Annotated in this window: 22 protein-coding genes; 14 read left to right on the forward strand and 8 right to left on the reverse strand. The window is 71.8% G+C overall.

Annotated features, from left to right (window positions below; all coding sequences use genetic code 11):
* Positions 1-56 precede the first annotated feature (56 nt).
* Entirely contained in the window at positions 57-692 is a 636-nt protein-coding gene (locus tag AB0I72_RS27190) for a Crp/Fnr family transcriptional regulator (RefSeq protein ID WP_358573684.1), read from the reverse strand.
* A gap of 343 nt (positions 693-1035) precedes the next feature.
* On the opposite strand from AB0I72_RS27190, the gene nth reads away from it, so the two are divergent.
* The 3 genes from nth (at position 1036) to AB0I72_RS27205 (ending at position 3778) form a co-directional block, all read left to right on the forward strand.
* Complete coding sequence (gene nth, locus AB0I72_RS27195; protein WP_358573641.1) at positions 1036-1779, forward strand: endonuclease III; 744 nt, start codon at positions 1036-1038, stop codon at positions 1777-1779.
* Between the two features lie 141 nt (positions 1780-1920).
* On the forward strand, positions 1921-2574 hold the full coding sequence (locus tag AB0I72_RS27200; protein WP_358573643.1) for a CoA pyrophosphatase: 654 nt from the start codon (positions 1921-1923) through the stop codon (positions 2572-2574).
* A gap of 25 nt (positions 2575-2599) precedes the next feature.
* Positions 2600-3778, forward strand: coding sequence for a MarP family serine protease (locus AB0I72_RS27205; RefSeq protein ID WP_358573645.1), 1179 nt, complete (start codon positions 2600-2602; stop codon positions 3776-3778).
* Between the two features lie 263 nt (positions 3779-4041).
* Here the strand turns inward: AB0I72_RS27205 and AB0I72_RS27210 are convergent, their stop codons facing one another.
* Both AB0I72_RS27210 and AB0I72_RS27215 read right to left on the reverse strand, forming a co-directional pair.
* Positions 4042-4590 (reverse strand): ATP-binding protein, encoded by a 549-nt coding sequence (locus tag AB0I72_RS27210; RefSeq protein WP_358573647.1) that lies wholly within the window; start codon positions 4588-4590, stop codon positions 4042-4044.
* A 13-nt stretch (positions 4591-4603) separates the two neighbouring features.
* Positions 4604-4951 (reverse strand): STAS domain-containing protein, encoded by a 348-nt coding sequence (locus AB0I72_RS27215; protein WP_075925278.1) that lies wholly within the window; start codon positions 4949-4951, stop codon positions 4604-4606.
* A 232-nt stretch (positions 4952-5183) separates the two neighbouring features.
* On the opposite strand from AB0I72_RS27215, the gene AB0I72_RS27220 reads away from it, so the two are divergent.
* The 5 genes from AB0I72_RS27220 (at position 5184) to AB0I72_RS27240 (ending at position 9057) form a co-directional block, all read left to right on the forward strand.
* Positions 5184-7505, forward strand: a complete 2322-nt coding sequence (locus AB0I72_RS27220) for a DEAD/DEAH box helicase (protein ID WP_358573650.1) — start codon at positions 5184-5186, stop codon at positions 7503-7505.
* Between the two features lie 221 nt (positions 7506-7726).
* The gene (locus AB0I72_RS27225) at positions 7727-7921 is read left to right on the forward strand and encodes a DUF4244 domain-containing protein (protein ID WP_358573653.1); all 195 of its coding nucleotides are present in this window, start codon (positions 7727-7729) and stop codon (positions 7919-7921) included.
* Positions 7914-8255 (forward strand): TadE family type IV pilus minor pilin, encoded by a 342-nt coding sequence (locus AB0I72_RS27230; protein ID WP_358573655.1) that lies wholly within the window; start codon positions 7914-7916, stop codon positions 8253-8255. The genes AB0I72_RS27225 and AB0I72_RS27230 overlap by 8 nt, the downstream gene beginning before the upstream one ends.
* Positions 8252-8662, forward strand: coding sequence for an Rv3654c family TadE-like protein (locus tag AB0I72_RS27235; RefSeq protein WP_358573657.1), 411 nt, complete (start codon positions 8252-8254; stop codon positions 8660-8662). The genes AB0I72_RS27230 and AB0I72_RS27235 overlap by 4 nt, the downstream gene beginning before the upstream one ends.
* Entirely contained in the window at positions 8620-9057 is a 438-nt protein-coding gene (locus tag AB0I72_RS27240) for a hypothetical protein (RefSeq protein WP_358573660.1), read from the forward strand. The genes AB0I72_RS27235 and AB0I72_RS27240 overlap by 43 nt, the downstream gene beginning before the upstream one ends.
* A 378-nt stretch (positions 9058-9435) precedes the next feature.
* Here AB0I72_RS27240 and AB0I72_RS27245 read toward each other — a convergent pair whose 3' ends face one another.
* The 5 genes from AB0I72_RS27245 to AB0I72_RS27265 all read right to left on the reverse strand — a co-directional run bounded on the left by AB0I72_RS27245 (position 9436) and on the right by AB0I72_RS27265 (position 15013).
* Positions 9436-10158 (reverse strand): type II secretion system F family protein, encoded by a 723-nt coding sequence (locus AB0I72_RS27245; protein ID WP_358573686.1) that lies wholly within the window; start codon positions 10156-10158, stop codon positions 9436-9438.
* 65 nt (positions 10159-10223) lie between these two features.
* Positions 10224-11069, reverse strand: a complete 846-nt coding sequence (locus AB0I72_RS27250; RefSeq protein ID WP_358573662.1) for a type II secretion system F family protein — start codon at positions 11067-11069, stop codon at positions 10224-10226.
* Positions 11066-12217, reverse strand: a complete 1152-nt coding sequence (locus tag AB0I72_RS27255) for a TadA family conjugal transfer-associated ATPase (RefSeq protein WP_358573664.1) — start codon at positions 12215-12217, stop codon at positions 11066-11068. The genes AB0I72_RS27250 and AB0I72_RS27255 overlap by 4 nt, the downstream gene beginning before the upstream one ends.
* Entirely contained in the window at positions 12214-13344 is a 1131-nt protein-coding gene (ssd, locus tag AB0I72_RS27260) for a septum site-determining protein Ssd (RefSeq protein WP_358573667.1), read from the reverse strand. Before ssd ends, AB0I72_RS27255 begins: the two co-directional genes overlap by 4 nt.
* 856 nt (positions 13345-14200) lie before the next feature.
* Positions 14201-15013 carry an oxidoreductase gene (locus tag AB0I72_RS27265; RefSeq protein ID WP_358573670.1) on the reverse strand — a complete coding sequence of 271 codons (813 nt, stop codon included), beginning with the start codon at positions 15011-15013 and terminating at the stop codon, positions 14201-14203.
* 206 nt (positions 15014-15219) lie between these two features.
* On the opposite strand from AB0I72_RS27265, the gene acs reads away from it, so the two are divergent.
* The 6 genes from acs to AB0I72_RS27295 all read left to right on the forward strand — a co-directional run bounded on the left by acs (position 15220) and on the right by AB0I72_RS27295 (position 23110).
* Complete coding sequence (acs, locus tag AB0I72_RS27270) at positions 15220-17190, forward strand: acetate--CoA ligase (RefSeq protein ID WP_358573672.1); 1971 nt, start codon at positions 15220-15222, stop codon at positions 17188-17190.
* Positions 17191-17400: 210 nt separating this feature from the next.
* Positions 17401-17880: a phage holin family protein gene (locus tag AB0I72_RS27275; RefSeq protein ID WP_358573674.1), complete on the forward strand. Its 480-nt coding sequence runs from the start codon at positions 17401-17403 to the stop codon at positions 17878-17880.
* Between the two features lie 11 nt (positions 17881-17891).
* Positions 17892-18806, forward strand: coding sequence for an alpha/beta hydrolase (locus AB0I72_RS27280; RefSeq protein ID WP_358573676.1), 915 nt, complete (start codon positions 17892-17894; stop codon positions 18804-18806).
* 16 nt (positions 18807-18822) lie between these two features.
* Entirely contained in the window at positions 18823-19335 is a 513-nt protein-coding gene (locus AB0I72_RS27285; RefSeq protein ID WP_358573678.1) for a DUF309 domain-containing protein, read from the forward strand.
* Positions 19336-19880: 545 nt separating this feature from the next.
* Positions 19881-22319: a sodium-translocating pyrophosphatase gene (locus AB0I72_RS27290; protein WP_358573689.1), complete on the forward strand. Its 2439-nt coding sequence runs from the start codon at positions 19881-19883 to the stop codon at positions 22317-22319.
* Positions 22320-22630: 311 nt separating this feature from the next.
* Positions 22631-23110: a histidine phosphatase family protein gene (locus AB0I72_RS27295; protein ID WP_358573681.1), complete on the forward strand. Its 480-nt coding sequence runs from the start codon at positions 22631-22633 to the stop codon at positions 23108-23110.
* Positions 23111-23555: the final 445 nt, after the last annotated feature.

A 23555-nucleotide genomic window follows, 5' to 3' on the forward strand; every position in this document is an offset into this window, starting at 1 on the left:
GGGCCCCCCCCCCCCGCCCCCCGGGCGCGGCCCGCGCCACGGCCGTGTCAGTACACCTAGCGGGCGCGGCGGCGCATGCGCTCGACGTCCAGCAGGACGACGGCCTTGGCCTCGATCCGCAGCCAGCCGCGCAGGGCGAACTCGGCCAGGGCCTTGTTCACGGTCTCGCGGGAGGCGCCGACCAGCTGGGCGAGCTCCTCCTGGGTGAGGTCGTGGTGGACGTGCAGGCCGTCCTCGCCCTCCTTGCCGAACTTGTCGGCGAGCTCCAGCAGCGCCTTCGCGACGCGGCCGGGCACGTCGGTGAAGACCAGGTCGGCCATCACGTCGTTGGTGCGGCGCAGGCGGGCGGCCAGCGACTTGAGCAGCTGGAGCGACACGTGCGGGCGGCTGGACAGGAAGGGGCGCAGGTCGTCGTGGCCCAGGCCGGCGAGCACGGAGTCGGTGACGGCGACGGCGCTCGCGGTGCGCGGACGCGGGTCGAAGAGCGACAGCTCACCGAACATCTCGCTCGGGCCGAGCACGCCGAGCAGGTTCTCGCGGCCGTCCACGGCCGTGCGGGTCAGCTTCACCTTCCCGCTGAGGATCACGTAGAGCCGGTCGCCCTCGTCGCCCTCGCTGAACAGGGTCTGCCCGCGGCCGAGACGTACCTCGTTGACCGAGGCGCGGAGTCCGGCCGTGTCCTCCTCGTCCAGGGCCTCGAACAGAGGAGCCTTCCGCAGTACCTCGTTGATCTCGTCCACCACACGTCCTCCTAAAACCTGACCGCCAACAGTGTGACGTATATCGCACCCGGGTGTGAAACCAGGTCGTTACCTCGGCTTGTCCGCCGGGAGACCACGTGCCCACAACAGCCGACGTCAGCCCAAGAGATCTTAGTCCGCATCGGCCCGTATCAGGGCGGTCCGCGCCGTGTCATCGGACATTGGTTACATAATCTCGGTCACTGGGGCATCGTGTCAGCGGATCCCTCCAAGGACCGTCCCTTCCCGCCCGAGGGCGCCGACGGCGGAACCGTCGGGCGCCTACCCTGTGACGATGCCCCGTGAGACAGCAGACAGCACAGCCGCGCCGAGCACCCCGACCGGGGAGAGCCGGCTCGCGTTGGTGCGCCGTGCCCGCAGGATGTACCGCGAACTCGTCGAGCTGTACCCGGACGCGCACTGCGAACTGAACTTCACGACCCCCCTCGAACTCCTGGTCGCGACGATCCTGTCCGCCCAGTGCACCGACAAGCGGGTCAACCAGGTCACCCCCGCCCTCTTCGCGCGCTACCCCGACGCCGAGGCGTACGCGTCGGCCCGGCGCGAGGAGTTGGAGGAGATGATCCGTTCGACCGGCTTCTTCCGGGCCAAGGCCAACAGCCTCATCGGGCTGGGACAGGCGCTGTGTGAACGACACGGCGGTGAGGTTCCGGGGAACCTCACGGATCTGGTCAAACTACCCGGTGTAGGCAGGAAGACGGCAAACGTACTGCTCGGTAACGCCTTCGATGTGCCTGGAATCACCGTGGACACGCACTTCGGGCGGCTCGTCCGCCGCTTCGGGTGGACCGACGAGCAGGATCCGGTGAAGGTCGAGCACGCGATCGGCGAGCTCTTCCCGAGCAAGGACTGGACCATGCTGTCCCACCGCGTGGTGTGGCACGGGCGCCGCGTCTGCCACGCGCGCAGGCCCGCCTGCGGCGCCTGCGGGCTGGCGCACTGGTGCCCCTCCTACGGCGAGGGTCCCACGGACGAGAAGACGGCCACCAAGCTGCTGCGGATGCGTTCGTTCGCCTGACGCGTTGTGACCCCTGTGGGCGCCGGTCGGCTGTTTGTACCCTGATCGGGTGAGTGACCGCACACTCCCCGCCCTGGGTCGGTCGGCCCGGTCAGCCCCATTCACACGACGGTCCTCCCGGCCCTGGAACAGGTGTGCTCCATGAACTCGACGCCGAACTGGCTCACCGCGCTCGCGGACGCGGCCAGGACGATGCCCGTGCCGCGGCCCATGCGCCCTCCGGAATCCGGCGGGCGCGAGTCCGCGGTCCTCATCCTGTTCGGTGAGGGGGCCGAGGGGCCGGACCTGCTGCTGATCCAGCGCAACGACGGCCTGCGCAGACACGCCGGGCAGCCCGCCTTCCCGGGCGGCCGGATCGAGTCGTCGGACCCCTCACCCGAGGCCGCCGCGCTGCGCGAGGCCGCGGAGGAGACGGGCGCCGAACCCGACGGCATCGACGTCGTCGGCCGCCTGCCCGAGCTCTACCTGAGCTACAGCGACTTCCGCGTCGCCCCCGTCCTGGCGTGGTGGCGCGAACCCTGCGAGGTGCGCCCGGTGGACATCGCCGAGGTCGCCGCGGTCTCGCGCGTGCCGGTCGCCCACCTGGCCGATCCCGAGAACCGGGTGGAGGTGCGTTACGGCGAGGGCCGGCGCTGGGGTCCGGGCTTCCGCGTCGACGGCATGCTCGTGTGGGGATTCACCGGAGCGATCGTGGACAGCCTGCTCACCCTGGGCGGTTGGGAACTTCCGTGGCGCCGCGAGGGTCTTACCGACATGTTCGAAGCGACCCCGCACGGCCTGCGCCCGGTCGGGTAGCGCACACACTGGAGGGGAGGGGACCGTGCTCGACGTCGTCCTGATCGTCCTGCTGCTGCTGTTCGCCGTGACGGGCTACCGGCAGGGCTTCATCGTCGGTGTCTTCAGCTTCTCGGGGTTCATCGGCGGCGGTGTCCTGGCCGCGCTGACCACCCCGAGCCACATCCAGGAATGGGTGGCCGACCCCGGTCGACAGGCGCTGGTGGCGATCGCGGTGGTGTTCCTGGCCGCCGCGCTCGGTCAGTTCCTGCTGTCCTACCTGGGAACCCTGGTGCGCAACCGGGTCACGTGGGACTCGGCGCGGGTCGTGGACGCCATGGGCGGGGCCGTGGTCAGCGGACTGTCCGTGCTGCTGGTGGCGTGGTTCATCGGGAGCACGGTCGCCAACTCCGCGCTGCCGTTCGTGGCGGACCAGGTGCGGGACTCCCGTGTCCTCCAGTCGGTCGACGCCGTGATGCCGGAGTCCGCGCAGGGCGGGTTCGCGACCTTCCGGCGGATCGTCGACCAGAGCGACTTCCCCCAGGTGTTCAGCGGTCTGGGCACCGGTGAGCTGGCCGAGGTGGAGCCGCCGGACCCCGACGTGCTCACCACCCCCGAGCTGATCGCGTCCAGCCGCAGCGTGGTCAAGGTGCTGGGGACGGCCCCCGCCTGCCAGCGCCGGGTCGAGGGGACCGGCTTCGTGTACGGCGAGGACCGGGTCATGACCAACGCCCACGTGGTCGCCGGGGTCACGGAGGACCTGCGCGTGGTCACGAGGGACGGGCACCAGCTGGACGCGACGCTGGTGCTCTTCGACGCACAGCAGGATCTGGCCGTCCTCGACGTCCCCGGATTGGACCTGGAGCCGCTGGAGTTCAACGGAGCGGCCGATCAGGGCGACGACGCGGTCGTGGCCGGGTTCCCGCGCAACAGCGGCTTCACGGCCGTCCCAGCGCGTGTGAGGGCCCGCCAGACGGCGCAGGGTCCGGACTTCTACCACTCGCAACAGGTGAGCCGGGAGATCTACCAGGTGCGTGCCGTGGTGCGCCCGGGCAACTCCGGCGGGCCGCTGCTGGCGCCGGACGGCACCGTCTACGGGGTGGTGTTCGCCGCCGCGACCAACGAGGACGAGACGGGGTACGTGCTCACCGCCGACGAGGTCGCGCAGAACGCGAGCGCGGGCCTGGAGGCGACGGAGGAGGTCTCGTCGCAGGTGTGCGACTGACGCGCCGGCCCGGCGGACGCCCGCGGCGCGCCCGTGCGGCCCCGGCACGGAAACGACCGGGGGCGCCCCCGTCAGGAGGCGCCCCCGTGAGTCCGGTGACCTAGGGCGTGTGCCGCGGACACTTGCCCTGCTGCGCGACGCCCCAGCACAACTCTCGCCGCGTTCTCATCAGTCGAAAGGACCCCACCCTTACTCCTTCTTCGGCCTTGCGAGAGCCGCACTGGATACGCCGCTCGCGACGGGCAGCATCCACGGCACACGCCCTAGTTGGAGCTGGGGTCGGGTGACCGCTCGGCCGCCAACGGCCAGCTCATCCGTACGATCGTGCCCTGGTCGGAGGGGTCGATCCGCACCTCGTCCGCGAGGCCGGTGATCACCGCCAGACCCAGCCCCGGGGAGAACCCGGAGATCCCGCCGGGCGGGGTGTCGTCTCCGTCGAGGAAGAGTCCGTCGAGCAGGGGGCGGTCGGTCGACTCGTGCGCGTCCTTGGCCGGGGCGCGGTCGGAGACGACGACCTCGAAGCGCTGCGCGGGGGTCCCGTTGACGCGCGGCGTCCGGGCCGACGCGCGGCCGTCGGCCTCCGGCGCCGACTCGGCGTCGGCGCCGTCGATCAGCTGGAGCAGGATCGGCTGTGTCGGGCAGTGCAGCTTGTGCGCGGCCACCGCCCGGGAACACGCCTCACCGACCGCCAGCCTGATCTCGTCGATCGCCGTCGCGGCGATACCGGCCCGCCGTGCGACGGTCGCGGCCATGAGCCGCGCCGTCCGCACGTGGGCCGGAAGCGCGCTGATCGTGAGCGTGATGGTTGCCATCGCTCGCTCTGGGCTACTTCGAGGAACGCTTGTCGATGGCCTTCTGCACCGAGTCGTGGATGCCGAACACCTTGGTCAGGCCGGTGATCCGGAAGATCTTGAGGATGCGCTCCTGGGTGCAGACCAGGTCGAGCGTCCCGTCGTGGGCGCGGACGCGCTTGAGCCCGCCCACGAGCACGCCGAGGCCGGTCGAGTCCAGGAACTCCACCTTCTCCATGTTGACCACGAGGTGGAAGTTGCCCTTGTTGACCAGGTCGATCAGCAGCTCGCGGAGCCGGGGCGCGGTATAGACATCGATCTCACCCTCAACGACGACGATCTCGGTGTCGCCCTCGGTGTAATGATCAAGCTTCAGGTCCACTAGTCCTCCAGCGCCGAACCGCGTATAACGCGAATGGTCTCTGCCGGGCGTTACCCCACCAGCACGCATTCAACCACGGGTACAGAGTGCGTCTTCCTGCGATGCGCAGAAAAACGGTGACACCGCGCCACTCTTCCCCCGGATGCCACACTGAAACCGATGTCGGTCGGTGTCGCAACCCTCGTCGGGACGATCGTGGGTCGGGAACGTGTCCAGTGAGGAGGGGTCTCGGATGAGGCGATCGGAGCCCATGCTCCCCGGTGTGTGGCGTGACGATACCCGGTACCCGCGGGTGACCCATATCGAGCATGTGGCCCCGGGCGACGGGGTGAGTGGGGACTGGCCAGGGTGGACCACGCCCCACCTCGTCGAACGCCTCGCGGAGCGGGGGATCACGGGTCCGTGGTCCCACCAGGCCGCGGCCGCCGACCTCGCACGCTCGGGCAGTGATGTGATCATAGCCACGGGTACCGCCTCGGGAAAGTCACTTGCCTTCCTTATGCCCGCGGTGGACGCGATTGACGCGGGCGGGACGGTGCTGTATCTCTCCCCGACCAAGGCGCTGGCCCAGGACCAGCTGCGGTGGATATCGGACCTCGGTCTTCCGGACGTGCGCGCGGCCGTCTACGACGGCGACACGTCGCCCGAGGAGCGCTCCTGGGTGCGTGAGCACGCCAACTACGTGCTGACCAATCCGGACATGCTGCACCACGGCCTCCTGCCCCGCCACGGGGCGTGGGCGCGCGTCCTGCGCAGGCTGCGCTACGTGGTGATCGACGAGGCGCACCGCTACCGGGGCGTGTTCGGATCGCACGTGGCGCTGATCCTCCGGCGGCTGCGCCGGATCTGCGGCCGGTACCGCTCCGCGCCGGTGTTCGTGCTGGCCTCGGCCACGTCGGGGAGCCCCGCCGAGAGCGCGAGCCGGTTGACGGGGGTGCCGGTCACGGCGGTCACGGAGGACGGTTCACCGCGCGCGGGGATGTCCGTGGCGCTGGTCGAGCCGGAGTTGACCGACCTGACGGGCGAGCACGGCGCTCCGGTGCGCAGGACCGCCTCGTCGCAGGCCGCGGAGATGCTCGCCGACCTGGTGCGGGACGGCGTCCGCACGCTCGTGTTCGTGCGGTCGCGGCAGGGGGCCGAGGTCGTCGCGCTGACCACTCAGCGGCTGCTGTCCGAGAGGGGTGAGCACGACCTCGCCGCGCGCGTGGCCGCCTACCGGGGCGGCTACCTCGCCGCGGAACGCAGGGAGTTGGAGGAGTCGCTGCGCACGGGGAGGATCCTCGGCCTGGCCACCACCAACGCCCTCGAACTCGGGGTGGACATCAGCGGTCTGGACGCGGTGCTCATCGCCGGGTGGCCGGGGACGCTGGCCTCGCTGTGGCAGCAGGCGGGGCGCGCGGGGCGGCGCGGCGTGGAGGCGCTGGCGGTGTTCATCGCCCGCGACGACCCGCTGGACACCTACCTCGCCCACCACCCGAAGGCCATTTTCGGTCAGTCCGTAGAGGCGACCGTCCTTGATCCGGAAAACCCCCACATCCTCGGTCCACACCTGTGTGCGGCCGCTCAGGAGCTGCCGGTCACGCCGGACGACTTCGACCTGTTCGGCGCGACGACGGAGGAGCTGCTCGGCGAACTCGTCGACGGAAAAATGTTGAGGAGGCGCCCGAGAGGCTGGTTCTGGACGAGTAACGAACGCGCAAGTGACCTGGCCGATATCCGTGGGGCGGGCGGGCCGCCCGTGCAGATCGTCGACACGGGTAGCGGGCAGCTGCTCGGGGAGATCGACGAGGCGGCGGCGCACGGCATGGTGCACCCCGGGGCGGTGTACCTGCACCAGGGGTCGACGTTCCTCGTCGACGACCTCGACCTGGAGGAGGGCGTGGCCCTCGTGCACGGGGCCGAGCCGCCGTACAGCACCTGGGCGAGGGACACGACGGACATCACGGTCACCTCGGTCCGGAGACGGGAGACCTGGCCGAGCGGGGCGACCGTGTACTTCGGGGAGGTCGAGGTGGTCCGGCAGGTGGTGGGCTTCCTCAAGCGGGACGTGCGGACGGGGTCGGTCCTGGGTGAGCAGCCCCTGGACCTGCCGGAGCGGACGCTGCACACCCGTGCCGTGTGGTGGACGCTGCCGCGTGAGGGGGAGGACCGGCTGCGCGACGCGGACGTGGGGCTCCTGGGCGCGGCGCACGCGGCGGAGCACGCGTCGATCGGACTGCTGCCGCTGCTGGCCACCTGCGACCGGTCGGACATCGGCGGGGTGTCCACGGCGGTGCACACCGACACGGGGCGGCTGACGGTCTTCGTCTACGACGGGTACCAGGGCGGTGCGGGCTTCGCCGAGCGCGGTTTCGCGGCGGCGCGCCAGTGGCTCGCCGCGACCCGCGACGTGATCGCCGACTGCGAGTGCGACCAGGGGTGTCCGTCGTGCATCCAGTCGCCCAAGTGCGGGACCGGGAACGAGCCGCTGAGCAAGTCCGGGGCCCTGCGGCTGCTGGACGAGGTCCTGGCGGGGGCGGAGGCACCGAGTCCGCCGGCGGGCGCGGAGGGGTGAGCTCGTCAGCCGGGGCGGGGCTCGGTTCGGCGGCGGGGGCGGAGGGCTGAGTGCGTGGGTGAGGGCGGGGGCCGATCCCGTCCACAGCCTGTGGATGACGCCGCGCCCGCGGGGCGGGCGGTTGTCCACAGGCTGTGGACGGGCCTTTCGCGCGACCGCCCGGCGGCGGACCCTGGTGAGAGAGGGATGACGCTCCGTCGATCCCCGCTCCGGGAGGTCCTATGCCTGTTGTCACGCGCCTGTTCGCCGCACTGCTCGCACCCACCGACGACCACGGGATGACCACGGCCGAGTACGCTCTGTGCACGGTCTCCGCGGTCGCGTTCGCCGGTGTCCTGTACGCCATCCTCACCAGTGACACGGTGAACGGGGTTCTGACCGACCTCGTCGTGGACGCGCTGAGCTCCGGTGTCTGACCGGGGCTCGGTCACCGTGGAGACCGCCATGGTCCTGCCGTCGCTGCTGCTCGTCCTGGCCGTCCTGCTCGGCGGCGTCACGGTGGCCGCCGCCCACCTGTCCTGTGCCGACGCCGCGCGGGTGGGCGCCCGTGCCCTGGCCCGGGGGGAGACCGACGCGAGGGTGCGCGAGCTCGCGCTCTCCGCTGCCCCCGCAACCGCTGACGTCCACCTCACGGAGGAGGCCGGGATGGCACGCGTGACCGTCCGGGCCGAACTCCGGTGGGGTCCGGGGGCGGCGCCGCCGATCGAGGTGTCCGGGACCGCGGCCGTTCCCCTGGAACCGGGGGTGTGACCGTGTACGTCGACTCCGACACCGGCTCCGCCGCCGTCTGGACGGTGGGTCTGTGCGCGCTGCTCGTGCTGGCCACCCTCGCCGTCCTCCACACGGCCGCCGTACGGCTCGACCGCGACCGGGCCGCCACCGCCGCCGATCTCGCCGCCCTGGCGGCGGCCACCGAGGCGGTCCACGGAACGGAGGCCGCCTGCGCCCTGGGACGTTCCACCGCCGAGGCCAACGGCGGCTCGCTCGACGCGTGCGCCGTCACCGGGCTCACCGTCGAGGTGCTGGTGTCGGTCCGCTCGGCCGTGCTCGACCGGCCCGTCACCGTGCGGTCCCGCGCCGGACCGGCCACGGATCCGCCGTACCCTGCTGACGTATGGGACACCGACACCCGAGCAAGCTCAAGAACTCCGAGGTGAGTCACGCACGTGCCCGGTGGCTGCTGCGGGCGGAGCTGGCCTGCTGCGCCGAGTGCTGTACCGAGGGCAACCGCGAGGCGGTGGCCGACCTCGCGGAGGGCGGGGTGTTCGACTCCCTCATCACCGGTTTCGTGCTCGCCCGGGTCCAGCGGTGGTACTCCCCGAGCAGGCCGCAGCGGTACCCGGCCACGGTCTACAGCATCGCGCCCATCGACCAGCGCGACTTCTGGCAGCCCACCACCCAGCACTGCATGCGGGTGTGCGTGGTGGAGGGCGCACGTGGGACCAGGGTCGACACGCGCCCCGCGCTCAAGGAACTCACCCTGATGTCCGTGCGCGACCGCACACTCGTCCTCGACGACATCATCGACGGGCTGTGCGAGGACGAGACCTGATCGCGGTAGGCCGTTCCGGGGGCCGTCGGCGCTGACCGGTCGACGCGCTCCCTTCCTGGGCGGCCATCACCTGGTCAGCGTGGTCGAACGCGCAGACCCCGAGCGTCTCGATCGGGGGAAGCGGGGAGCGGCCGTCGGTTACCGGATGGTGCCTGAGCGGCTTCCTGGTCTCGTCCTCGATCCGATGGCGGAACCGACGACCGGGACGTGGTCGGGATGAGGATCGGGGTCATCGGCGCCGGGAACATGGCGGACGCCCTCGGCGGGCGGTGAGCCCGGGCCGGACGCGGTGTTGCTCGCGGCACCGTACGCGGTCGCGGCGGACGTGCTGTTCGAGCACGTCGAGGGGGCGCCACCACCGGGGTGACCGGGAAGCCCTCAGGTACCGAGCGCGCCGGTCAGCAGTTCCGCGGCCATGGGGACGATGCCGATCAGCACGAAGGCGGGGAGGAAGCACAACGCCAGTGGAGCCACCACCAGTACCCCGAGGCGCTCCATGCGGGCCAGAGCCTGCGCACGCAGTGCCCGCCGCAGGTCCGCCACGTGCCGGTCCAACAGGTCAGCGACAGGGGCGCCCGTGTCGGCCGCGCGCGCGAGGTCACGGCCGACGGCGACCAACGGCTCCGGCAGGGCTGGGTTTCGCCACGCGGTGGCGGGGTCGGCGCCCAGGCGGAGCCGGTGCGCGACCACGGTCAACTCCTCACCCAGCCTGCCCCGCGTCGAGCGCGCCACCGCGGCCAGGCAGGCCGGCACCGTCCCTCCGGCGCGGACCCCGGCGGCGAGCAGGCCGACCACCACGGGGAGGTCGGCCGTCACCGGCAGAGCCGTGCTTCGGCCCCGGGCGCGACGGCCGCGGACCCACGCCCCCACGCAGACCACCGCCGCCACGACACCGCCCACGGGCCCGAAGACCGCGACCGCCGCGACCACCCCCAGCACACCGGCCAGGACCAGCGCCGTTGGGCGGAACCGCGTCCTCGGACGGATCCGAGGTGGGCGCTCCCAGGGGACCCAGGGTGAGGTAGCGGCGTGGAACCGCAACCTCGGGCGGACCCGACGTGGGCGCGCCCCTTCGATGCGACGGGCCCGGTCACCGCCCATCAGGACCCACACAGCTGCGGTTCCGAAGACCACCGTGATCAACGCGAACACCCGACCCCTGCCTCTCACCCGACTACCTTGACCGTCCTCCGCGTCCGCTTGCGGTCACCCGCCCCGGGCGGCTCCCTCGCCTGGCCCCCGGCCGAGCCCACGGCACGGCGCACCATGCGTGACGTCCACCAGGTCCCGAGCAGGTCGAGGGTCACCCCGCCCACGAGGCAGGCGGCGCCGAGTGGCGTGGTGAACAGGAACTCCAACGGGGATCCGCCCAGCCCGACCGACATCAGCACCCCCACGAGGGGCAGGCCGCCCAACACGAGCGCCGTGGTGCGCGGCCCGGCGGTCCTGGCCGCGATCTCGGCCCGCCGCTCCTCGTGGTCCGTCAACTCCGCGGCCAGGGCGTCCACGATCTCCGCCAGCCCGGCGCCGGTCTCGGCGGACACCTCCCAGCACACCGCCAGGTAGGCCAGCGCCCACAGATCGGGGTCGCCCTCGGCGGTGGCGCGCATCGAGTGGGCGTCGACGACCCCCTCCACCGGGGGACCCGCCTCCGCCACGGACACGAGCAGCGCTTCGTCGGGTGGCTGTCCCGCACGCAGTTCGGTGGCCAGGACCCGGCAGAGGACGATCACCGCGCGGCGGCGCCGGGCTCCCCCACGGCGGTGCGCCACGGTCGGGAACCACCGTCGGACCGCGCCCCCGAGGGGTCCCTCGTCCAGCCGCGACGCCCCGGGTGTCACCGCACGCGACCACGGCGCCTCCCGGCGTCCGGCCTCGCGCGGCTCCGTCCGCCCGGCCTCGGCCCGCACCGTGCCCGGCGGCGGGCACAGGTGGGCCAGGCGGACCCGGTTCGCCCCGGGCGGCAGGCTCAGCAGCACCAGTGAGACCAGGCAGACCAGCAGGACGGTCATGTGCTCCGCCACCCCTCGCCCACCCGATCGACCAGCTCCGCCACGCGGGGGAACTCCCGGCAGGTGCCGTCCGGCGCGAAGGCGACGGCGGGCACGGCGCTCACCAGCCCGTCGTCTCCCCGGCGCAGTATCCGGAGCTCGGCGAACCGCCGGACCCCGCAGTCCCGGACGAGGTGGACCACGAGCGCGCGGGTGGCGGCCAGTTGGCTGTGCACCGCGTCGCGGCTGAGCCCGGCGGCGCAGCCCAACGCCTCGATCCTGGCCGGAACGTCCTCGGCGCCGTTGGCGTGCAGACTGCTCATGCCCCCGTCGTGACCGGTGTTCATGGCCGCCAGGAGCGCCACGACCTCCGGCCCGCGCACCTCACCGACCACCAGGCGGTCCGGGCGCATCCGCAGCGCCTGCCGCACCAGCACGGAGAGCGGAACCTCGCCGCTGCCCTCGATGTTGGCCGGACGCGTCAGGAGCCGGACCACGTGCGGGTGCTCGGGGCGCAGTTCTGGGGAGTCCTCCGCCAGGACCAGGCGTTCCGCCCGGCTCACGAGTGAGAGGAGGCAGGACAGGAGTGTGGTCTTGCCCGTCCCCGTTCCGCCGCTGACCAGGACCGGGGCACGCGTGGACACCAGGGCGCGCAGGAGCGCGGCCCCGCGGGGGGTCAGCGTTCCGCGCTCGATCAGCCGGTCCAGGCCGAACACCCGCCGCGGCGGGAGCCGCAGGGACACGCACGCCCCCTCCGGCGCCACGGGCGGCAGCACCGCGTGCAGCCGTGCTCCTGAAGGGAGGTGCGCGTCGGTGTAGGGAACGGCCGCGTCCAGTCTCCGCCCCGCCTGGGCGGCCAGCCGTTGGGCGAGCCGCCGCACCTCCTCGGCCGACTCGAAGCGGACCCCGGCCCGCCGCAGGCCGTCTCCGTCGTCGATCCACACCTCGTCCGGGCCGTTGACGAGGATGTCGGTGACCCCCGAGCTCATCAGCTCCTCGAGCGGGCCCGCGCCGGACAGCTCCGCCGCGAGCCGCCGGGTCAGCGACAGCAGCTCCGTGTCGCCCAGCACGCCGCCCTCCGCGCGCAGCGCCGCCGCGACACTCGCCGGGCTCACCGGATCGCCGGACTCGACCAGGCGGTCGCGGACGGCTTCCAGGAGGGCGCTCACCGGACACGCTCCGGTGTGGGCAGTTCGGACACCACCCGGTCCGCGAACCGGGCCAGTGGTGACCTGCGGTTCCGGGCGGGTGCCCGACCGGCGGCGAGGAGGCGGGCGAGCCCCGGTTCACGGGGCAGGTCGGCGGCGAGGGGCAGCCCCAGCGTCCGCGCGACGACGTCCGCCGAGAGTTCCCCGCCGGCGCCGACCACGACCACGCCCGTCCCCGGTGCCTCGGCCCGCAGCCGGGGGACCACCCGGGTCGCGGCCACGACCGAGGGCACGTCGGCCGGAACCACGAGGTAGGCGCGGTCGGCACGGTTGAGGAACGCGGTGGTGGCGGGAGCGGGGGAGCGCGGGAGGTCGACCACGACCAGCCCCGTGCCGCTCCGGGCGGAGTCCAGGGCCGCGCTGGCCGTGTGGGGCGGCAGCGGTTCGTGGTCGGCCGAGCCGGGACCGCGGGCCCAGGTCAGCACCGACACACCACGGGTTCCGGGCAGTCCGGCGCGCAGGTCGCGCCAGGTCACCCGACCGTCGCGTCGGAGGAGGTCGTCCCAGCTGGTGCGGCGATCGGGATCGACGGGGGCATCGAGGTCGCAGCCCAGGTAGACGTCCGGTCCGCAGCCGAGCGGATCGGCGTCCAGGAGCGCGGTGTCCCGGCCGACGCGCGCTCCGGCCAGAGCGATGGCCACCGCCGTGAGGCTGGCCCCGGCTCCGCCCCGCCCGCCCATGACCGCCACCGTGGGCGCCGGAGGATCACCCCGCGCGGCGGCGTCGGAGAGCAGATCCACGAGCGCCGGTTCGTCCTCCGGCAGACGCAGGAGCGGTCGGGCGTGATCGGGGGTGTCGCCGCCCGGGCCGCCTCCGGTCGCCTCCCACGGACCGGTCCCGGCGGCCCCGCCGGACCCTCCGGGCCCGGGCTCCCGTGTCACGGTCACGGCTCGCGGGTGCGGCGGCGTGTCCGCGCGGGCCAGGTCGGCGCCGACGACGACCAGCGGAGCGCGCGACCACGGGCGCGGAGCCCGGTCCGCCGAGCGTGCGACGGTGACCTCCACGGAGGCGGCCGCGGCCAGCCGGAGGAGGTCGTCGAGCAGGGCGGGGTCGTCGGTGAGCAGCAACGGGAGGGGTCGAGCGGCCATGACGTCTCCGGAGGTCGAGGGGTGTCATCTCGACCATCGCGCAAGGAGGAGCGGCGCGGTAGGCCCGATTCGGGATCTGTGGACAACTCAGCCCCACACCTGACGGGAGGGATGCGTGTACGGGGGGCGAACACGCATCCCTGCCCGACAGGCGAGTGGAGCGGACGCGGTGACGGCCCCCGCAAGGGGAGAGGGGAGCCGTCTCCTCTGGACCGGTCCTGGGGGGGTAGGACCGGGTCCGCTCACCGGGAGGGTCCGTGGAGACACTGCCCCCACGACCACCGAAGGCCTGGAAACGTACCCGTTCTCGGAGGTACGACCACCCCGACGGGGCGCGGAATGCGCCAGAACCCGGCCCGGGGGAGTTTGCTCGTTTGGCCGATGTGGGGTGAGACGGTCCATCGTCGAACGCCGGGAACGACGTTACCACGTCACCCTGAGTATCGGTTCGGGAATCGAACCGAAAAAGTTGGGTCAACCGTCTTTTCGGAGGATGAGCCGAGACGTAGAAAGAAAGCAGTTGGTGGCGGAGATCCACCCCGACGCGGGAGCCGGGAACCCACGCGCCACTCGGCCCGGTAAGGGCTGTCTAGGCCGGACCTGGGGATGAATGGGCTGGTCAGACTAGGTAAATGGATGCTTGCTAACCCGGTGGAACGCGCCGGAGACGGCGCCCCGGGAGAGGAACCGGGGCGCCGTCCGGCGTGTGTGCGCATGCGCGTGAGGCAATCCGGAAACAGTCGGCCAAGACCAGGCGTGACCGAAGTGAGAGGGGCGTGCCGACCGCTGGTCGGTAAATGAACGGCTCCGTGAACTCGCGGTGTTTCGGTTGTCCGTCCGCCGTTCACGGCCCCGGTCAACCGCGTTTGAGCGCCTCACACGTGGCGAGGGAGTCCTGTGCGCCCGCGCGCACGGCGCGGCAGCAGTAGACGATCCACTCCGCCACGCCCTCGGGGGTTCCCGTCATGTATCCGCGAAGTGCCGGACCGTACTCGTCACGCAGCACCTGGTGCCCCAGCTCGGAGGGGACCAGCGACTTCGGGTCCAGCCCCCGCTCGACCAGCGTCAACCGCTCGGCGGCGCGGGCGACCAGGCCGTCGCCCCAACCGAACGGGCGGATCGCCATCAGCTCGCCGTGCACCAGCGCCGACGTCACCAGCGCGGGCACGGACGAACGCGCGCCCAGGAGCGAGTACAGCCCCTCCATCCGCGCCAGCGCCTCCCGCGGATCGGGGGCGGGACCGACCTCCAACGGATCCTCGACCCGTTCCCCGGGCAGCCGGGGCCGCCCCAGCGCCTCCTCGGCGACCGCGTCCGCCGCGGCCAGCGTGTGCAGACGCGCCAACGCCTGGCGCGGAGCCTTGGGCCAGGTGTCCACGAGGGAGCCCAGCTCGCCGGAGACGCGTAGCGCGCCCTTGATCCGGGTGTCGTACACGTGCCCGGCGCGGATCTCGTCCATCGAGACCTCGGCGCCCTCCAGCGCCGCCGACGCGCAGGCGCCCCGCAGGGAGGACTCCAGGGACACGTCGCCGCTGCGCCGACGCAGGATGCGGTGCCCCAGCAGACGGTCGACCAGGGTGCGCGTCTCCTCGACGGCGTCGGCCACGCCCGGCAGTTCGGCGATCCGCTTCAGCGGGTCGGACAGGGAGGCGGAAGTCGATTCGCTCACGATCACCAACACTACGCGCCGGTAACACCGTGCGCCCACTTCCGACCCAGCACCTCGGCGCGACCGCTCGTCGCGTCGCGGCGACCGTTCGGCGACCGTTCGCCGCGCGCCCCACGGTGCCCGCCGCTGGATTCCGCCCCGATGGTTCCAGTGGTATGGACCACATGATTAATTGGGTGTGAACCACCGACGTAAGGAGAATCACAGTGGCCGACAGCACTCCCCCGAGCCAGGAGACACTGTCCAACCTTCTCCACGAGACACGCAGCTTCCCGCCGCCGGCCGACCTCGCCGCCCAGGCCAACGTGACGGCCGACGCCTACGCCGCCGCGGCCGAGGACCGTCTGGGGTTCTGGGAGGAGCAGGCGCGCAGGCTCCAGTGGGAGCGTCCCTGGGACACGGTCCTGGAATGGAACCCGCCGTTCGCGAAGTGGTTCGTCGGTGGCGGAATCAACGCCTCCGTCAACTGTGTGGACCGGCACGTGGCCGCCGGTCTGGGCGACCGTGTCGCCTACCACTGGGAGGGTGAGCCCGGTGACACCCGCACCATCACCTACGCCCAGCTCAAGGACATGGTCTGCCAGGCCGCCAACGCGATGACCGAGCTCGGTGTCCGCAAGGGCGACCGCGTGGCCATCTACATGCCGATGATCCCCGAGACCGTCGTGGCCATGCTCGCGTGCGCCCGCATCGGCGCGGTCCACATGGTGGTCTTCGGCGGGTTCTCCGTGGACGCCCTCGGCCAGCGTCTCGACGACAGCCAGGCCAAGCTCGTCGTCACCGCCGACGGCGGTTACCGCCGCGGCAAGGCCAGCGCGCTCAAGCCCGCCGTCGACGCCGCCGTCGCCGACCGCCCGGCGGTCGAGAACGTCCTCGTCGTCCGTCGCACCGGCCAGGACGTCGAGTGGACCGACCGCGACGTGTGGTGGCACGAGACCGTCGAGGCCGCGAGCACCGAGCACACGCCCGAGGCGCACGACGCCGAGGACCCCCTGTACATCATGTACACCAGCGGTACCACGGCCAAGCCCAAGGGCATCCTGCACACCACCGGCGGCTACCTCACCCAGGCGTCCTACACCCACTGGGCGGTGTTCGACCTCAAGGCCGACACGGACGTCTTCTGGTGCGCCGCCGACATCGGCTGGGTGACCGGCCACTCCTACATCGTCTACGGCCCGCTCTCCAACGCGGCGACCATCGTGATGTACGAGGGCACCCCGGACACCCCGCACCGCGGCCGCTTCTGGGAGATCATCGAGAAGTACAAGGTCACCATCGCCTACATGGCGCCCACGGCGATCCGCACCTTCATGAAGTGGGGCGACGAGATCCCCGCCAAGTTCGACCTCTCGAGCCTGCGCGTCATCGGCTCGGTGGGCGAGCCGATCAACCCCGAGGCCTACGTCTGGTACCGCGAGCACATCGGCGGCGGCACCACCCCGGTCGTCGACACCTGGTGGCAGACCGAGACCGGCGCGATCATGGTCAGCCCCCTGCCCGGTGTGACCTCCGGCAAGCCCGGCGCCGCCATGCGCGCCCTGCCCGGCATCGTCGCCGACGTCGTGGACGAGGCGGGCGACTCGGTGCCCGACGGCGAGGGCGGCTTCATCGTGATCCGCGAGCCCTGGCCGGCCATGCTCCGCGGCATCTGGGGCGACCCCGAGCGCTACAAGGACACCTACTGGTCCCGCTTCGAGGGCCTCTACTTCCCCGGCGACGGCGCGAAGAAGGACGAGGACGGCGACCTGTGGCTGCTCGGCCGGGTGGACGACGTCATGCTGGTCTCCGGCCACAACATCTCCACCACCGAGGTGGAGTCCGCGCTGGTCTCCCACCCGAAGGTGGCGGAGGCGGCGGTCGTCGGCGCCGCGGACAAGGTGACCGGCCAGGCGATCGTCGGGTTCGTCATCCTGCGCGGCGGCGCCGAGGAGGTCCCGGACGAGCTCGTCAAGGAGCTGCGCGACCACGTCGGCGCCTCGCTCGGCCCGATCGCCAAGCCCGCCAGGCTGCTGGCCGTCCCGGAGCTGCCCAAGACGCGGTCCGGCAAGATCATGCGCCGCCTGCTGCGCGACATCGCCGAGAACCGCGCGGTGGGCGACACCTCCACGCTCACGGACTCCTCGATCATGGACGTGATCGCCAGGCAGCTGCCGACGGCGCCCAAGGGCGACTGACCGGAGCGGACGACCCGCACACTTCGGAACCGGCGCGAGCCGGAGCGGCGCCGCAGAGCCCCGGGGGGTTCGGGACACCGCTCCGGCTCACCCGTGTGAGCGAAGGCGAGCGCGTCGTTTTGCGTGCCGTGAGAGACATGGGCGGTCGGTCATGTGCGAGGATGCGGAGGATCATCCACGAGTACGGACCGAGAGAAGGGACCCCCCACGATGGTGGACAAGCCGGGTGGCGGCCAACCTGGCGCATCCAGCGGCACCGACCGATCCATCGGTGAGCTGGTCTCCGACGCCACCGACAACCTCTCCCGGCTGGTGCGCCTGGAGATCAGACTCGCCAAACTCGAAGCCAAGGCCGACGCCACGCGCATCGGCAAGAGCGTCGGCGAGTTCCTCGCGGCCGGGGTGTTCCTCCACCTGGTCGCGATCCTCCTCTCGGTCACCATCGCCCTCGGCCTGATGGAGCTCGGTCTGGCCGCGTGGGCCTCCTTCGGCATCGTCACGCTCTTCTACCTGCTGGTCGCGGCCGTCTTCGCGCTCATCGCCATCGCCAACCTGCGCAGGCGCCAGGGGCTGGCCCGTACCGCCTTCACCACTTCCCGGCTCGTCAGCATCCTGCGCCGCGAGATCCGGCCGCCCAGGGACGACGACGGGGCCGTGGCCGTCGCCGGCGAGACCGCGCCCGGGAAGTAGCCCGACCCGCGGTGTTGGACGACTCCGTCGCCTACGTCGACGGCCCCTGGCGGCACCGCACGGTCGGCGCGGCGGGGGCGCGGTTCCACGTCGCCGAGGCGGGCGACGGGCCGCTCGTCCTGTTCCTCCACGGGTTCCCCCAGTTCTGGTGGGCCTGGCGTGACCAGGTGACCGCGGTCGCCGACGCCGGGTACCGCGCCGTCGCGGTCGACCTGCGCGGCTACGGGGCCAGCGACAAGACCCCGCGCGGGTACGATCTCGTCACCCTCGCCCAGGACGCGGCGGGACTGGTCCGCGCACTCGGCGCGGCGGACGCCGTCGTCGTCGGGCACGGTGTGGGCGGGCTCGTGGGATGGACCATGACCGCCTTCCACCCCGGCCACGTCCGGGCGCTGGCCGTGGTCGCCGCGCCCCACCCTCTGCGCACGGGGCGGATCGTGGCCTCGCTGGGACCGGGCGTGCGGCACCTGCTCCGCGCCCAGCTGCCGATCCTTCCCGAACACCGGCTCCTGACGGACGGCTGCGTCCGCGTCGGCGAGCTGCTCCGCGCGTGGAGCGCCCCCGGCTGGCCGGACGAGGAGACCGAGCGGCGCTACCGGCTGGCCTTCTCCATCCCCAAGGTCTCCCACTGTTCGCTGGAGTACCACCGCTGGATCTTCCGGTCGCGGTGGCGGCTGGACGGCGCCCGGTACAACACCAGGATGCGGCGGCCGGTGACCGTGCCGGTCCTCCAGGTCCACGGTTCCGTCGACCCGGTCTGCCCGGCCGAGGCCGCCCGTGCCGCACGCGGCCTGGTGTCGGGGCCCTACCGTTGGAGGGGGATCCCCGGCGCCGGACACTTCCCGCACGAGGAGCGGCCGGAGGAGGTCTCCCGGGTCCTCGTGGAGTGGCTGGGGGGTCGGGCGACGGCGGCACGGGAACGATGAGGGTGGTGAGGCAGTGATGGCGACTCCCCTGACCGGAGCCGAGGGCGGCCGGGACCGCGACGAGGAGGGGCGCGCGCAGAACCAGCGTCCGCGCGACCGTTACGGGCGTCCCCTGCCGCACGGCAGCGCGGGCGAGGTCGAGCGGGTCCCCGACGACGCGGAGTTCACCGTGGAGGAAGGGCTGGAAACGGCCCAGCGGTTGCTCGACGAGGGGTACGCTTTCACCGCCCACGAGGTCCTCGAGGCCGTGTGGAAGTCCGTGCCCGGACCCGAACGCGAGCTGTGGCGCGGGCTCGCGCAGACGGCGGTGGGCGTCACCCACGCGCAGCGCGGCAACACGGTCGGGGCCGCGCGCCTGCTGCGGCGGGGCGCGGACCGGGTGGCGGAGTTCGGACCGGACGCGCCGCACGGCGTCGACGTGGTCGGAGTGGCCGCCTTCGCCCGCGCGCTGGCCGATGCTCTCGACGAGGGCCGTGCCCTGCCCGGCGACGGGATCGACCCGTCCGGGATGCGCCTGCGCAAGAAGTAGACCAGAGCGCTGGCCGATGCCCCTGAGACTGGGGGTGCCCGTTCCGGATTGATGGGTGGATGCGCTCTTTGTCGCGCTCAGTCCTGCTTCGGGTCGCTCGTGCTCATATAAGGTCGAGTGCACGCTTTAACGTTAACATCGTGTTCAAGCATTATGCGACAGCATAAATTCCAAATGTCGTGGATAAAGTTATTTATCCCCATCCTCAGATCACCATGTGGTCACATCTTTGACTCCTCCTGGGGAAAAGCCGAATCGGCACTCACCTTTATTCGGTGTCGTGCGTAGAATCCCCGGATCACCGCCCGTGAACTCGTGGCGCGGGCGGTGCGCATCACACATAAGGATGGCACCGCTTCGACCCCGAAAAGCGTGTCGTCGGGCCAGCTCAGGCTCCCTCCGGACGGCGGTACGTCCATGGCCTCGCGCGGGACCGACGCCCCAGAGGTGAACCGTTCCGTGCGTGGCGTGAACGGGGCCGAAATGGTCGTGCCCGTCTCAAGGAGGACGGATTGTCTGGGCTCAACCTCGCCGCCGAAGGCGGCATGGCCCTAGCTTTGGAAGGCAGCGACTTCACACTCGTCATCGTCGTCATGGTGGTGGCGCTCCTGGCGCTCGCCGTCGCGGGGATGCTGGTGCGTGAGGTCCTCGCCGCCGGGCAGGGCACCGAGCGAATGCAGAACATCGCGGTCGCCGTTCAGGAAGGAGCGGCGGCCTACCTCAAACGGCAGTTCCGAACCCTCGCGGTCTTCGTCGTCGCGATCCCCCTCCTCCTGCTGCTGCTCCCCGCGGAGACCCTGGAGATCAGGGTCGGCCGCTCCCTCTTCTTCGCCCTGGGCGCCCTGCTGTCGGCGACCACCGGCTTCATCGGCATGTGGCTGGCGGTGCGCGGCAACGTGCGCGTCGCGGCGGCCGCGCGCGGCGGTGACGAGGCGGCCAGCCGGTCGGCGATGCGCATCGCCTTCCGGACCGGCGGCGTCGCGGGCATGATCACCGTCGGACTCGGCCTGTTCGGCGCCGCGACCGTCGTCCTCCTCTACCGGGGCGACGCGCCGATCGTCCTGGAGGGCTTCGGCTTCGGAGCCGCGCTCCTGGCCATGTTCATGCGTGTCGGCGGCGGCATCTTCACCAAGGCCGCCGACGTCGGCGCCGATCTCGTCGGCAAGGTCGAGCAGGGCATCCCGGAGGACGACCCGCGCAACGCCGCCACCATCGCCGACAACGTCGGGGACAACGTGGGTGACTGCGCGGGCATGGCCGCCGACCTGTTCGAGTCCTACGCCGTGGTGCTCGTCGCCTCGCTCATCCTCGGCCGGGTGGCGTTCGGCACCGAGGGCCTGGTGTTCCCGCTGCTGGTCCCGATGATCGGCGTGCTCACCGCGATCATCGGCATCTTCATCGTCGCGCCCCGCACCCGGGACAGGACGGCGATGTCGGCGATCAACCGGGGCTTCTTCGTCTCCGCCGGGATCTCCGCCGTCCTGGTCGTCGCCACCGCGTTCTGGTACCTGCCCAGCAGCGTCGACGGACTGTCCGGTGTCAGCCCGACCGTCGTCGAGGAGATCGCCGCCGCCGGGACCGACCCCGACCCGAGGATCGTCGCCGTCGTCGCGGTCCTCATCGGCCTCGTCCTCGCGGCCGCCATCCAGCTGCTCACCGGCTACTTCACCGAGACCGACCGGCGCCCGGTGCGGGAGATCGGCGACAGCTCGGAGACCGGCGCGGCGACCGTCATCCTGTCGGGCGTCTCGGTCGGCCTGGAGTCGGCCGTCTACTCCGCCCTCCTCATCGCCGGGGCCGTCTACGCCGCCTTCCTTCTCGGAGGCGGATCGATCACGCTGAGCCTGTTCGCCGTCGCGCTCGCGGGCACGGGTCTGCTCACCACCGTCGGCATCATCGTCGCGATGGACACCTTCGGGCCGGTCTCCGACAACGCCCAGGGCATCGCCGAGATGTCCGGTGACGTGCAGGGCAAGGGCGCGGAGGTCCTCACCGGGCTCGACGCGGTGGGCAACACGACCAAGGCGATCACCAAGGGCATCGCGATCGCGACCGCCGTCCTGGCCGCGACCGCGCTGTTCGGGGCCTTCCGCACCTCGGTGCAGGAGCAGCTCCTCCGGGCGGGTGAGAACGCGGACGCCTTCTCCCTGTCCCTGGACCGGCCCGACGTGCTCGTCGGCGTCGTCATCGGCGCGAGCGTCGTGTTCTTCTTCTCCGGCCTGGCCATCATGGCGGTCGGCCGGGCCGCGGGCCGCGTGGTGCTGGAGGTGCGGGACCAGTTCCGGACCCGCCCCGGGATCATGGACGGCTCCGAGAAGCCGGAGTACGCGCGGGTCGTCGACATCTGCACGAAGGACTCGCTGCGGGAACTGGTCACGCCCGGGCTGCTGGCGGTGTCCGCGCCGATCGCCGTCGGATTCGCGCTCGGGTACGCGCCGCTCGGCGCCTTCCTGGGCGGCGCCATCGCGGCCGGCGTGCTCATGGCGGTGTTCCTCGCCAACTCCGGCGGCGCGTGGGACAACGCGAAGAAGCTCGTCGAGGACGGTCACCACGGCGGAAAGGGGTCGGAGGCGCACGCGGCCACGGTCATCGGTGACACGGTCGGCGACCCGTTCAAGGACACGGCGGGACCGGCGATCAACCCGCTGCTGAAGGTGATGAACCTGGTGGCGCTGATCGTGGCGCCGACCGTGGTGATCTACGCGGACAACGTCGCGCTGCGCGTCGGCGTGACGGTGGTCGCCGTGGGCCTGCTCGTCGGCGCGGTGCTGTGGTCGAAGAACCGCGGCTCCGGGACCGAGACGGACCTGGCCAAGCCCGGCGGCGAGGCCGCGCCGAAGGACGCCCCCGAGGTCGGCGGCGGCGACGCCGTGTCCTCGGACGGTGAGACCACGGAGGGCGAGGGCGACTCCGAGGGGGGCGGCCCCGGCGCCACCGCGACCGACCGCAAGGAGGAGGCCCACGCCGGAGACAGCAAGGCGTAGCGGCTCGGCCGTCCGGTGCGGGGGAACTCCGTCGGACGGGTGGGACGCACGAGACGAGTGAGGACGTGGCCGTCCGGGGGAGCCCGGGCGGCCACGTCGCGCGAGCGGACCTAACCTGGAACCGCGGGACCCGGACTCCCTCACGAGCCGGTCGCGCGTATCGGACGCGAGAGCCCGGGCGGAGAGAGTCCGGGAGGCCGCGACAGGTGGGGAGGGCTCCTGGTGACGGGAATGAAGGGGTTGGCGACGATCGTGGGCATCATGGTCGCCTTCATCGGCGGGCTGGCCGTGCTCGCGACGGTGGTGGCCCAATGAGCCGCACACTGCTCCTCATGCGACACGCCAAGGCCGAGCACGGGCAGGCGGGGGCGGACTTCGACCGCGCGCTCAACGACAAGGGTCGGCACCAGGCGGAGAAGGTCGGGCGGCTTCTCGCGAAACGGGGCTACGAGCCGGACCACGTGATCTGCTCGGCGGCGCTCCGCACACGGCAGACCCTGGACGGTGTCCTGGGCGCGATGGAACCGGAGACGGCACCGGAGATCGAGTACAGCGAGGCCGCGTACTCGGCGGGGGTGGACGCGCTCCTGGAGATGGTGAACTACGTCGACCCGGATGTCCGCACGCTGCTGGTCGTGGGACACAACCCGACGATCGCGCAGCTGGCGGCGGGCTTCGTGGGGAACGAGGCCCTCGTGTCGTACTCCCCCGCGACCGTCGCGGCGGTCGAGCTCGACGTGGAGTGGTTGTACGCGGCGCCGGGAACCGGCGAGGGCACCCTGTTGAACTGAGGGCGGACGTGGGGTTCGACTGAACGCTCCCGGGGCGAATGTGGTCGGTGGTGCGTCCACGCTCAGGGATTGTGACCCACGACACGCGAATTTTGGTTTGCCGGACCGCGCGTCCGGGGGTAGTGTTCTCCGAGTCGCTTCCGAACGGCCCAAGGTCGCCAGGAACGACGGATTCGAGCCGAGCGAGGCGAACGCGTGTAACTCCGCGGGCGTGCCGGCACATCCACCCCTTTCCCGGTCTGACTGGACTGAGCATGCGCTCGGTGCGGATAGAATCGGGAAGCCGCTTCGGAATTCCGAATGGACGATTCAGTCCATTGGGAGGAACGGGGCAGAACGGGCGTTTTACTCCGTTCGGTTGATCCGGAAGCCGCCGATTTGGCGGGACACGGAACACCTGATAAAGTAAAGACACAACAAAGCGGAAACGCAGACGCCTTCCACG

The organism is Nocardiopsis sp. NPDC049922 (assembly GCF_040660275.1).
Lineage (GTDB): Bacteria > Actinomycetota > Actinomycetes > Streptosporangiales > Streptosporangiaceae > Nocardiopsis.

Coding starts and splice junctions, on each gene's coding strand:
- AB0I72_RS27210 (WP_358573647.1), bottom strand. CDS start 4,590: ATGGCAACCATCACGCTCACGATCAGCGCGCTTCCGGCCCACGTGCGG.
- AB0I72_RS27295 (WP_358573681.1), top strand. CDS start 22,631: ATGAGCCGCACACTGCTCCTCATGCGACACGCCAAGGCCGAGCACGGG.
- AB0I72_RS27220 (WP_358573650.1), top strand. CDS start 5,184: ATGAGGCGATCGGAGCCCATGCTCCCCGGTGTGTGGCGTGACGATACC.
- ssd (WP_358573667.1), bottom strand. CDS start 13,344: ATGGCCGCTCGACCCCTCCCGTTGCTGCTCACCGACGACCCCGCCCTG.
- AB0I72_RS27200 (WP_358573643.1), top strand. CDS start 1,921: ATGAACTCGACGCCGAACTGGCTCACCGCGCTCGCGGACGCGGCCAGG.
- AB0I72_RS27245 (WP_358573686.1), bottom strand. CDS start 10,158: ATGGGCGGTGACCGGGCCCGTCGCATCGAAGGGGCGCGCCCACGTCGG.
- AB0I72_RS27250 (WP_358573662.1), bottom strand. CDS start 11,069: ATGACCGTCCTGCTGGTCTGCCTGGTCTCACTGGTGCTGCTGAGCCTG.
- AB0I72_RS27225 (WP_358573653.1), top strand. CDS start 7,727: ATGCCTGTTGTCACGCGCCTGTTCGCCGCACTGCTCGCACCCACCGAC.
- nth (WP_358573641.1), top strand. CDS start 1,036: ATGCCCCGTGAGACAGCAGACAGCACAGCCGCGCCGAGCACCCCGACC.
- AB0I72_RS27275 (WP_358573674.1), top strand. CDS start 17,401: ATGGTGGACAAGCCGGGTGGCGGCCAACCTGGCGCATCCAGCGGCACC.
- AB0I72_RS27285 (WP_358573678.1), top strand. CDS start 18,823: ATGGCGACTCCCCTGACCGGAGCCGAGGGCGGCCGGGACCGCGACGAG.
- AB0I72_RS27290 (WP_358573689.1), top strand. CDS start 19,881: ATGGCCCTAGCTTTGGAAGGCAGCGACTTCACACTCGTCATCGTCGTC.
- AB0I72_RS27240 (WP_358573660.1), top strand. CDS start 8,620: ATGGGACACCGACACCCGAGCAAGCTCAAGAACTCCGAGGTGAGTCAC.